At 51.7% G+C, this 11,779-nt stretch carries 9 protein-coding genes and 1 tRNA gene; 6 read left to right on the top strand and 4 right to left on the bottom strand.

Translation table 11 applies throughout. The annotated features are described in order from the left end of the window. Positions 1-229: 229 nt before the first annotated feature. The 4 genes from leuD to leuA are packed head-to-tail and all read right to left on the bottom strand — an operon-like array spanning position 230 to position 4,934. Entirely contained in the window at positions 230-832 is a 603-nt protein-coding gene (gene leuD, locus ABNT34_RS09190; protein ID WP_348730873.1) for a 3-isopropylmalate dehydratase small subunit, read from the bottom strand. After that, on the bottom strand, positions 829-2,241 hold the full coding sequence (gene leuC, locus ABNT34_RS09185) for a 3-isopropylmalate dehydratase large subunit (RefSeq protein ID WP_348730871.1): 1,413 nt from the start codon (positions 2,239-2,241) through the stop codon (positions 829-831). The genes leuD and leuC overlap by 4 nt, the downstream gene beginning before the upstream one ends. Positions 2,242-2,251: 10 nt before the next feature. After that, complete coding sequence (gene leuB / locus ABNT34_RS09180) at positions 2,252-3,322, bottom strand: 3-isopropylmalate dehydrogenase (protein ID WP_348730869.1); 1,071 nt, start codon at positions 3,320-3,322, stop codon at positions 2,252-2,254. 25 nt (positions 3,323-3,347) lie between these two features. Then, on the bottom strand, positions 3,348-4,934 hold the full coding sequence (leuA, locus tag ABNT34_RS09175) for a 2-isopropylmalate synthase (protein WP_348730867.1): 1,587 nt from the start codon (positions 4,932-4,934) through the stop codon (positions 3,348-3,350). Between the two features lie 552 nt (positions 4,935-5,486). Between leuA and ABNT34_RS09170 the strand changes: the two genes are divergently transcribed. The 6 genes from ABNT34_RS09170 (at position 5,487) to ABNT34_RS09145 (ending at position 11,779) form a co-directional block, all read left to right on the top strand. Next, positions 5,487-5,573, top strand: a tRNA-Leu gene (locus ABNT34_RS09170). A gap of 103 nt (positions 5,574-5,676) precedes the next feature. Further along, positions 5,677-6,906, top strand: coding sequence for an adenosine deaminase family protein (locus tag ABNT34_RS09165; protein ID WP_348730865.1), 1,230 nt, complete (start codon positions 5,677-5,679; stop codon positions 6,904-6,906). A gap of 508 nt (positions 6,907-7,414) precedes the next feature. After that, entirely contained in the window at positions 7,415-7,609 is a 195-nt protein-coding gene (locus ABNT34_RS09160) for a hypothetical protein (RefSeq protein ID WP_348730863.1), read from the top strand. 166 nt (positions 7,610-7,775) lie between these two features. Then, positions 7,776-9,788, top strand: a complete 2,013-nt coding sequence (locus ABNT34_RS09155; protein WP_348730861.1) for a M64 family metallopeptidase — start codon at positions 7,776-7,778, stop codon at positions 9,786-9,788. Next, a complete protein-coding gene (locus ABNT34_RS09150) occupies positions 9,772-10,239 on the top strand; it encodes a hypothetical protein (protein WP_348730859.1) in 468 nt (155 codons plus the stop codon). Before ABNT34_RS09155 ends, ABNT34_RS09150 begins: the two co-directional genes overlap by 17 nt. 127 nt (positions 10,240-10,366) lie before the next feature. Beyond that, positions 10,367-11,779, top strand: a complete 1,413-nt coding sequence (locus ABNT34_RS09145; protein WP_348730857.1) for a HAMP domain-containing sensor histidine kinase — start codon at positions 10,367-10,369, stop codon at positions 11,777-11,779.

Genomic DNA, 11,779 nt, shown 5'->3' with positions numbered 1-11,779 from the left:
GTTCAGGTGCTCTTGTTGGAGAATAGTCAGGAAGTCTTTGTTTTACCAAATAATATCCGGGTATTTTCCGGCGTAGCAGCATAAGGGGAGCTGCTGTAAAAAAGGCTTGATAAAAATGAAGGAAATTTGCTGAAAACTTGCGGATAAATTGCGGATAAATTGCGGATAAATTGAGAGCAAACAGCGATGTACCGGCAATTTTGCCAGTACACCGCTCAGTAGCGCCGACTTAGCCTAACCAGGGCTGGGCAGCGCGGCGGCGCGCTTCATACTGATCAATCTGCGGGCTGAAGGTTTCGCTGGCACCGATAAAATCCAGGCCGCTGAGCAGGCGCTGTTTGATATCCGCGTCAATGCTAAAACCAATAGCGGCATTGTTGCCGAGCAGAATTTCCTGGTTGGCCAAATCAATTTGCCACTGCTGCGGCCCTTGTTTGCAGCGGTTAAACAGGAATTCGATGTTGGCGGCGCTGAGGCTAATCAGCAACATGCCGTTGTTGATGCTGTTGTTAAAGAAAATATCAGCAAAACTTTCGGCGATGACGACGTTAAAACCATATTGCTGAATGGCCCAGGGCGCGTGTTCGCGGCTGGAACCACAACCAAAGTTGGCGCGGGTTAACAGTACAGATGCGCCCTGATATTGCGGCTCGTTCAGCACAAATTCCGGGTTGGCACTGCCGTCGGCCAGATAACGCCAGTCAAAAAACAGCGCTTCGGCAAAACCGTCTCGGCTGACCGACGTCAGAAACTGCTTTGGGATGATTTGGTCGGTATCGACATTATTTTTGTCCAGCGGGCACACCAGGCCCTTGGCGAAGATCTCACTCATGCGCTTGCTCCGGTTAAAGTGGCCACATCAACAAATTTGCCGTGAATAGCAGCAGCGGCGGCCATCGCCGGGCTGACTAAATGGGTGCGGCTGCCGCGGCCTTGCCGGCCTTCAAAGTTACGGTTCGAGGTCGAGGCGCAGCGCTGGCCGGCGTCGACGCGGTCGTCGTTCATGCCGAGACACATCGAACAACCCGGTTCACGCCATTCAAAACCTGCGGCTTTGAAAGTATCGGCTAAGCCTTCCGCTTCCGCCTGACGTTTCACCTGACCAGAGCCCGGTACTACTAAAGCACGCACGCCAGCGGCGACGGTTTTACCAGCGACGACTGCAGCGGCGGCACGTAAATCTTCAATCCGGCTATTGGTACAGGAACCAATAAAGACGACATCAACGCTAACGTCGGTCAGCTTCTGACCGGCCTCTAAACCCATATAAGTCAGCGCACGGCGCGCAGCGTCGGCCTTAATCAGGTCAGTAAAAGATTCTGGCGCCGGGACCGGCTGATCAATCGCAATCACTTGTTCCGGGTTAGTGCCCCAGGTCACTTGTGGTTTGATTTGGCTGCCTTCGATATGGACCACTTTGTCAAACTGCGCATCAGCGTCTGAGTACAGGCTTTGCCAGTAGGCGACAGCCGCATCCCAATGTTCAGCTTTGGGCGCAAAACGCCGGCCTTGTAAATAAGCAAAAGTGGTGGCATCCGGCGCAATTAAACCGGCTTTGGCGCCCATTTCAATGCTCATATTACACAGCGTCATCCGGCCTTCCATCGTCATGCCTTTGATGGCATCACCACAGAATTCCGCGACATAGCCATTACCACCGGCAGTACCCAAAGCGCCAATCACTGCCAGAATCACATCTTTTGGTGTGACAAAAGGCGACAGCGTGCCGGTCACTTCCACTTTCAGCGTTTTCGCGACTTGTTGCGGCAGCGTTTGCGTCGCCAGCACGTGCTCGACTTCTGAGGTACCGATACCAAATGCGATGGCGCCAAAAGCACCATGGGTGGAAGTGTGTGAGTCGCCGCAGACGATGATCATGCCAGGCTGAGTTAAGCCCAGCTCCGGGCCAATCACGTGCACTATGCCCTGATCCGGGTGATATAAGTCCAGCAGCTCAATACCGCTTTCGGCGCAGTTGGCGGCTAAGGCTTCCAGCTGTTTACGCGAGGTCTCGCCGGCGGCGTCGTAGCTGCGCACTTGCGTCGAAGTGTTGTGGTCCATGGTGGCAAAAGTTAAATCCGGCCGGCGCACTTTGCGCCCGGCCTGACGCAGCCCGGCAAAAGCCTGTGGACTGGTTACTTCGTGAATAAGATGGCGGTCGACAAACAACAAATCGGTGCTGCCGTTTAAGGCGCCGACCACATGGCTCTGGTAAATCTTCTGGTATAAAGTCTGGCCCATGGTGGACTCCTTAAGCTGCCTGAATAAAACGCACTATGGCGTTGCCGATATCCGCGGTGTTGTATTGGGACCCGGAATTGATATCGCGGGTAACGATGCCTTGTTCCAGGCTTTGCTCGACCGCAGCTTCAATGGCTCGCGCCGCCGCTTCTTCGCCACAGCTAAAACGTAGCAACAGCGCCGCACTTAAAATCTGCGCCACCGGGTTGGCAATGCCCTGGCCTGCGATATCCGGCGCGCTGCCACCAGCTGGTTCATATAAACCAAAGTTCGAACCGTTTAAGCTGGCGGACGGTAACAAACCTAATGAACCGGCAATAGCGGCTAATTCATCGGATAAGATGTCGCCAAACAGGTTGTCGCACAGCAGCACGTCAAACTGCTGCGGCGAACGGATCAGCTGCATCGCGGCGTTATCGATATACATATGATCCAGCGCCACTTGCGGATAGTCTTTGGCAATGCGGCTGACCACTTCGCGCCATAACACGCTGGTCGCCAGCACGTTGGCTTTATCAATAGAGGTTACTTTATTGCTGCGTTTGGCCGCGGCTTCAAAAGCAACGCGGGCGATGCGTTCAATTTCGGCCACGCTGTACGTTTGGGTGTCAAAAGCGGCAGTCTCAGAGCGGCCTTTTTCACCAAAATAAATGCCGCCGGTCAGCTCGCGCACACACAGAATGTCCATGCCTTTGGAACTGGTGCGTGGGTGGATCGGCGATAAATCAGCAAAAGCCGGGTAAATTTTGCCAGGGCGTAAGTTACAGAACAGGTCAAAGGTTTTGCGCAGCGGTAATAAAGACGCGCGTTCCGGCTGTTGCGCCGGCGGCAGGCTGGTCCATTTCGGGCCGCCGACCGAGCCGAATAAAATCGCGTCGCTTTGTTTGCACAATTCTAAAGTGGCGGCTGGCAGCGCTTCGCCGTGTGCGTCAATGGCGGCGCCACCGACTAATGCGCTTTGGGTTTTGACCGCAAAACCAAACTTCTCACTGACCGCATCCAGCACTTTTAATGCTTCTGCCATCACTTCCGGCCCGATGCCGTCGCCGGCTAATACTGCAATGTTGTAAGTCTTCATCATTTGTCTCAGATAAATTTAAAGCGAATTATTTTTCGATGGCGCTGTCGGCGTTTTTACGCGCCAGCTTCACCGCATCAATGCGTTTGCTGCGTTCAATCAGGTTCAGCACGTGGACGTAGGCCAACACTGATGAGCGCACGATGTCGGTGGCCAGGCCCGCGCCGTGATAACGCCGGCCCTGATATTCGATGATGATGTCGACCTGACCCAGCGCGTTTTCGCCTTCGCCTTTGGCCTGCAGGTTGTAATCCACCATCTTGGCATCTTCCAGTCTGGCGATGCGGTGAATCGCCTGAAACGCCGCTTCGACCGGCCCGTTGCCGGTAGCGGCTTCTGTATAAGTTTCATCGCCAACCGTTAAACCGACTGTGGCGCTGGCGACATGGCCGGTATGGGTGCTGGAACTTAAAAACGCCAGTTTGTAGCGCTCGTCGTCGTCTTTTAAGTTTTCGAAAAACACCAGCGCTTCTAAATCGTAATCAAACACCCGGCCTTTCTGGTCGGCCAGGGTTAAAAACGCCTGATAAACCTGGTCTAAATCGTAATCGTCTTTGCTGTAACCCATTTCAGTTAAACGGTGCGCAATGACGGCGCGGCCAGAGCGTGAAGTCAGGTTCAGCTCGTTAGTACGGATACCGACTTGCTCCGGCGACATGATTTCATAAGTGTTTTGCGCTTTTAACACGCCGTCCTGGTGAATACCGGAACTGTGGGCAAAGGCGTTTTCGCCGACAATGGCTTTGTTCGGCTGAATGGGCATGTGGCAAATCTGGCTGACCAAGTGGCTGGAGCGGTAGATCTCGGTGCTTTTGATGTCGGTATAAAACGGCAGATAGTCACCGCGGGTTTTGATGATCATCGCCACTTCTTCCAGCGAACAGTTGCCGGCGCGCTCGCCGATGCCGTTCACCGTGCACTCAATCTGGCGCGCACCGGCCTGAATGGCGCTGATGCTGTTGGCGACTGCTAAACCTAAATCGTTGTGGCAATGCACCGAAATCCGCGCCTGATCGATATTCGGTACCTTGTGCATCAGCTGGCTGATGATCTGGCCAAATTCGTTCGGAATGGTATAGCCGACAGTGTCCGGAATATTGATGGTATTGGCGCCGGCTTTGATAGCGGCTTCGACAATGCGGCACAAATCATCAATCGGTGTGCGGCCGGCATCTTCACAAGAGAATTCAACATCGTCGGTATAACGGCGGGCGTGCTGAATACAGGCGACGGCTTGCTCTGTGGCTTGTTCTAAAGTCTTACGTAATTTGTATTGCAGGTGCAGTGGGGAAGTCGCAATAAAGGTGTGGATACGACGGCGTTCGGCAGCTTTTAACGCCTCGCCGCAGGCGTCGATGTCGGCGAACACCGCGCGCGACAGGCCACAAATCACCGGGCCTTTGACGCTTTGGGCGATCGCCTGCACTGAAGCGAAATCGCCCGGTGAGGACACCGGAAAGCCCACTTCCATCACGTCGACATTTAAGCGCGCAATAGCATGGGCCAGCTGGATTTTTTGTTTATGGCTTAAGCTGGCCCGTAATGCCTGCTCGCCGTCGCGCAAAGTGGTATCAAAAATCCAGATTTTATTGTTTTCGTGTTGGGCGCTGCTCATATCCTGTTCCTCTTGCTGAAATTTTCACCCATCAGACCTTGAGGTAACAAAAAACCCCGGCCTGTGGCTCGGGGTTTGTTTGCTGGATCCGTATTTACGCTACGACCAATGCACAACACCCCGAGGTCCGATTAGGAGCACGAGGAGGCTGAGAAGAATGGCGGTCATAGTGTTTAAGTGATTCATTGCTCTGTCTTTTTTTGGCGCTAATGCAAATGTGCCGGCACATATTGCTGCAGATACACAACTGAACAAAGCTGCAGCGTTTTTAGTAATATCACGACAAAATACCGAATGCAACAGTATAGATGGCTAAATGGATACAACTTTAGGCGGATGAATTATTAAGCTGTTGGTTTGTATATAGATTTCTGGATGGCTAAATTTGAGATCGGAGCAGTCGTTGTCAGCTCCTTCATTCAGCTGTGACGGCGAAAAAAAGCACAACTACAGCAAAAATTTGGCCCACATTGCAAAAAGCGCATGACAGTAAGGCAAAAGCCAGCGTAAAATCGCCGCCGTTCTGCCAAGTGCGCCTGCACATGCGACTCTGCCCGGGTGGTGAAATCGGTAGACACAAGGGATTTAAAATCCCTCGCTCGAAAGGGCGTGCCGGTTCAAGTCCGGCCCCGGGCACCACTTCATTTTGTTTCCTACTCTTTGTATTCTACTGTTTTCTAAACTTCATCTGCTGCGAACTGCTATAACTAAAACCAGTTGTATTTTTGCTTCAGGACTCTTTATGCCTTTTTATTCCGCTGATTTCCTTAAAGAAATGCCAAAGTCTGATTTACACCTGCATCTGGATGGCAGTTTGCGGCTGGAGTCTTTGATCGAGATGGCAAAGCGCAGCAAGCTGGTGCTGCCGTCAAATACCGTTGAAGGTATGCAAGAACTGGTGTTCAAAGAGCGCTACAAAAATTTGGGCGAATACCTGCACGGCTTTCAGTACACCTGTGGTGTGTTGCGTGACCTGGAGAATCTGGAACAGGCGGCTTACGAGCTGGCGCTCGACAATCAGGCCGAAGGAGTCAATTACATCGAAGTGCGTTTTGCGCCACAGCTATTGATGGACCCGGCCACCGGCATCGATTTCGACCGCATTATGCATACTGTCAACAACGGCTTAAAGCGCGCCATGCATGAATACAATGCGCATGATCAGGTCCAGCTCGGTTATCGTCCACCATTCGCTTACGGCATTATTAACTGTGCTATGCGGATGTTCTCCGGCAAAGGTTTTTCACCTTATTACACCAATTTGTTTCAGCTGATGCGCGATTTTGACCCGATGCAGGTGATCAAACTGGCGGCGATGGAACTGGTGCGCGCCAGTGTACGGTTGCGCGACGAAGCCGGTATTCCAATCGTCGCACTGGATTTGGCCGGGCAGGAATCCGGGTTTCCGGCGCACAACTTTAAAGAAGTGTACGAATACGCCCATCAGCATTTTTTGCTGAAAACTTTACATGCCGGTGAAGCTTATGGTGCCGAGTCAGTATTCGAAGCTATCACCGAATGTTATGCCGACCGGATTGGTCATGGTTATTCGATGTTTATCCCGGAGATGATTAAAGATCCGGCCATCTTAGATAAACAGAAGTACATCAAAGAGTTGGCATCTTATATTGCCGATAAACGCATTGCGGTTGAAGTCTGCCTGACCTCGAACTTACAAACCAATCCGGCGATTGCGGATATCAAACAACACAAGTTTAAAGACATGCTGGAAAACCGCATCGCGACCGTGATTTGTACCGACAACCGCCTGGTGTCCAATACCACGGTGAGCCGCGAATATCAGCTGGCGGTAGACAATTTTGATATCCCGCTGAAACGGTTAAAAGACATTGTTGCGTATGGCTTTAAAAAGAGCTTTTTCCCGGGCAGTTATGTGGAAAAACGTGAATATGCCAAGCAATGTCTGAACTATTTCGATGTGATTTCACGCAAATACGGTTTTATTAATTAAGCGGTCTGTGTTGACCTGCAAAAGCGCCTTCGGGCGCTTTTTTGCTTTTGTGCGTCTCGTTATTTTTAAACAGCATTGCTGCAAGTCGGGCTGCGGCTCACGTTCAGCTGAAATTGGCGTGATTTGGCATCTGTTTAAGTTATTGAATTAAAGGTATTTTATTGGATTTAGCTGTTTGCGGCTAAAACTGTCGCAAAAAAGATACATGTTAAGTTATTGATTTTTATATATAAAATATTTGACTGCTTTTTGCTGTCGCTATTTAGCAACAGATCCTGTGATCCTTCTGCCGTCATTCTTGCTGTTCTGATGTTTGTCTAGTGATTAAATTCAATAAAAACAAAGCTTTAATATTTTGTTTTTAAGTTGGCACACCAGCTGCATATAGTTTATCAAGCAGGTAAATAACGAAAGTGATACAGCGAGTTCCACTTCCGTTTTTTACCTGAAACCCAAGGTAATCACAGTATGTAGTCCGGCAAAGTCCGGTGATGTAACGAGGTGTAAGATGGACACATTTTTAATCGCAGCAGCAGCTTTCTTCGTGGTTAATGCTTTTGTGTTTGTAACTTATCTGCGCAAGATTGACCTGAACGGTGAAGCAGTGCGCAAACTGGAAAAAGCCCAGTTTACTGATGCTTACAACCGTCAAGCCGCAAAAGTGCGCAAAGCCCGCGCTGCTGGTGTAACAGCAAACGCATAAGCGCAAAAGAATTTGAAAAAACCGGTCAGTTGACCGGTTTTTTTTCGTCTGCAATTTGTGCTGGTAAATGGCCGGTTGTCTGAGAACTCTTTGTTTAGCAGTACAGACTGCTGCTGTACTGATGTGATAAGCTGATAAAAATATGTAAACAAACATGGAGGTTTCGATGCGTCTGCCAGGACAGCGCTGGTTTTACCATGCCTGCTTTTTATTCTTCAGTGTCATCGGCTTGGCCGGTTGTGGCGGCGGCTCAGACAACACACCGACACCACAACCCACGCCACAAAACACGGCGCCAGTACCTGGTACCAATACCTTTCAGTTAAATGAAGACAGCAGCTTGCAGGCGCAGCTCAGTGCCAGTGATGCTGATAACGATGCACTCAGTTATCAGCTGAGCAGTCAAAGTCAGGCACAAGGTGTGGTGAGTTTACAAAGTGATGGTCGTTTTACTTATCAGCCCACTGCTGATTTTGCCGGCGAAGCCGGATTTACTTTTACCGTCAGTGACGGGAAAAATCCGCCGGTTGCCGGCAATGCCAAACTGACAGTACAAAATATCAATGATCTGCCGCAGGCCGCACTACAACAATTTGCCGGGGTAGAAGATACGGCAGCCACCTTTCAGCTTAAAGCGACCGATGCCGATCAGGATCCACTCACCTTTACCTTACAAAGTGTTAATCCGGTCAATGCCGGTGTGGTAGTCACCACGGCCGGCAGTATCAGCTTGAAACCAGCGGCAAACCTTAATGGCAAAATCGCGCTGCAGTTACAGGTCACCGACGGGAAATCTGCAGCAGTAGCTTTTAACGCCGAGATCACGCTGGCTGCAGTCAATGATGCGCCGACGCTGTCTATGACGGCATTACCAGCGCTGTTAGATGCAGGCCAGAGTTACGCACTGGCCTTCAGAGCTGAGGATGTTGATGGCGATATGGTGACGGTCAGTAATGCGCAGCCGGAGTTGTTCCGGTTAGATCTCAGCCAGACTAATCCAGCGCTACAGGTTTTAGCGCGCACTGAAGCTGTGGAAACTGAATTCCTGCTGCAAGCCTCAGACCCACAGGGCGCTACAGTCCAGTATAAACAGAAGGTGCTGCTGGCGATCCCAAATGGCAATAGCATGGGTCGTACTTTAGTCGGGCCTGTGCAAAGCAACCGGCTGAATCTGGTGATTGTCGGTGATGGTTTTACCGCCACAGAACAGCAGAAATTACGTGATGCTGCAGTCAAATTCAGTCAGGTGTTTTTCAACAGCAAAGAAATCGGTACTCATCGCGATGGCTGGAGCCTGCATGTGCTCGATGCGGTGTCGGCGCAAAGTGGTGCCGACGACCCGTCGACCAACACGCTGGTTGATACGCTGTTTGACGGCAATTTTGGCTGTGCCGGGGTTGATCGTTTGTACTGTGTTAACAGCAGTAAGGTGTTCAGCTACGTGTTCCAGCATTATCCGCAGTTTGATTTTGTGCTGGTCGCTGGTAACAGCACTAAATATGGTGGTGCCGGCGGTTCTATTTCAACTTTTACCCTGCATCCAAGCGCGACCGATGTAGCTATCCATGAACTTGGTCATTCCTTTGCCCGTCTGGCGGACGAATATGTCGATGAAGCATCAGCACCGATGTACCTGCCGTATTACTGCGAATCCTGTTACGCCAATATTACCCAACTGACGGATTTGAGCCAGGTGAAATGGCGGCACTGGTTCAGCGATCCGGCCAAAGTGCCGACGCAGCCGGGGCAGGCCGGTGTTGGTTTGTTTGAAGGCGGTTATTACCACAGCAAAGGTTTTTACCGGCCGAAACACAATAGTTTTATGCTTGAATTAGGCCAGCCCATTGGTGAAATCAATGGCGAAGCCTGGGTCAACCAGTTGTATCAGACTATCGGCATGTACCACAGCCAACAACCAGCGCAACCGCAAGTGGTGCAAGCGCGGGGACAGAGCCAGCAGTTTTCCCTGGTTTTGTCGGTTGGCAGTGCGCAGCAACAAGTGCAGTGGTGGCTAAATGGTCAGTTGTTGCCACAGTTTGATGGTAAAACCAGTATCAGCTGCTGTCAGGATCAACAGCAAAATTACCAGCTGAAGGCTGTGATCACCGATATCAGTGGTTTAATCAAAGCGCCAGCGCTTGTCAGCAAAGAGGTTCAGTGGAATGTTCAGATTCAATAAGTTAGCCGGCTTGCTGGCTTTGGCTGCCTGCACTGCCGTACCTGGATTTGCCGCCGAGTTCTGGCTGGTGAAAGTGGCTTTTGATGCCAATGGTAGTGAAATTCAACAAGTGCAGCGGGTGCAGCTCGCGGACGGGCAGCGCCGGACCACGCAACTGGCACACGCCGGTGCAGTGATGGTCAGTGTGAAAAATGCCGACGGCAAAGTGCTGCAGCAACTATCGATTGAGGATCCCAGAGTGATCCGGGTGCCGATGTTGCCGGGCTCTGCTCAGGGTCACCAGATGGTGCTACGGGATGAAGGTGATTTTATGCTGGTGTTGCCGGCACAACCGGATGCCAATTTGTTGCAGCTGCAATGGGCCGAAACGCCCGGCCAGCCGGTGCAGGCAAACAGCCCGCAGCAACAGCTTTCACTCCAGCAATTTGCCACTGAACTGCAGTTAAAATAGGCCGTTGGCCGCTTATGTCGGCAAAACTGAACAATTGACCGTGAGTTGCCGCATACAAATCCGCTATGATAGGCGCCAGAGTCCCAGACCGGCGCCTGATGCGCCTGATTGATGCGGAGCCTTCGGCATGCGAAGTCCTATCCAGCCGGCCTCATTGCGGCAGTTTATTTTATTAAGCTTTTTTCTGGCGTTGATCCCGCTGGCGGTGTTGCTGTGGCAAAGTAACAGCGCCTTATCCGATGTCAGCCGTTTTGCCGTGGCAGAAGCAGAATCTTCCGTCGACAGCGTGAAACGTGCCGAGAACATGCAAAATCTGGTGATTGATATCGAACGCGCCGTGCGTCAGTTTGGTATTTTACGCACCGATTCGTTAAGTACCCTGGCCACCACCCATCTATTAAATTACCAGCAGATGCTGCAGCAGGTTTGCCTGGATTTAGACGCGCCATTGCTTTGTCAGGCGCAGGCGGCGCAGGTGACAACCTTATTGCAGAATTTCCTGCATGCCAGCAATGAAGAACTCTCGCCCACCTTGCAGACGCTGCGCCAACAGCAACAGCAGCTGACTGAACAAATCTGGCAACGGCTGGAACAGCGTTTACAGACGCAGCAGAGTTTTGTTGTTGATGCGCAGAACCAGCTGGCCTGGCAATCCGTCACGCTGGTGCTGCTGACCCTGTTATTAGTGTTGTGGGCGCAGGCGCGCATCGCCTCACCGATTAAACAGCTCGATACCATGATCCGCTCCATCGGTCAGGCCAGTCACCATTTTCCGCACGAACAAGTGGTGGGGCCGCGTGAACTGACTGAACTCGGCGAGCAATTACGCTGGCTGGCATCGCGCTTACAACAACTTGAAGCCTTGAGGTTGATTTTATTACGCCACGCCTCGCATGAGCTGAAAACGCCGTTATCCAGTATCAAAGAAGGTTGTGCACTGCTCAGCGAGCAGTTGGTAGGGCCGCTGAATGGCCAGCAAATGGAAGTGGTAACACTGCTCAACGGCAGTGCCGACCGGTTGAGCCAGCTGACTGAACAACTGCTGGACTACAACCGCCTGTTGCAACAAGCCAAACCAGAATTTGCCTGGCATGACAGTGAGCAACTGCTGGACAGTTGTTTTGCCGACCACGCGCTGTCATTGCAGCAACGCCGGCAGTTCATCCAGCTGGACTGTCAGCTGCCGCGTATCTATACCGACGCTATGTTGTTTCGGCGTATTCTGGATAATCTGATCAACAATGCTCAAGCCTATGGCGGTGAGGGTAGCCCGGTGTGGGTCGTGCTAAAACCACATGAGAAATTTATGCTGCTGGATGTGGCGAATAACGGCACGCCGATCCCGGCGGAGCTCAGGGCCAAACTGTTCGAGCCGTTTCAGCGCGGCAAAGCGCCGCGTTTTGATGCGGTGCAGGGCTCAGGCCTTGGCCTGTCGATTGTGTCTGATTGCGCCCGGTTGTTGGGTGGTATGGCCGAGATCATTGACGTGAATTATGCCGACGTGTGTATCCGTGTGCGTTTGCCTATGGTAGAGGAATAA

The organism is Rheinheimera texasensis (assembly GCF_964031785.1).
Classification (GTDB): domain Bacteria; phylum Pseudomonadota; class Gammaproteobacteria; order Enterobacterales; family Alteromonadaceae; genus Pararheinheimera; species Pararheinheimera texasensis_A.
This window is presented reverse-complemented; position numbering and strand designations above follow the sequence as displayed.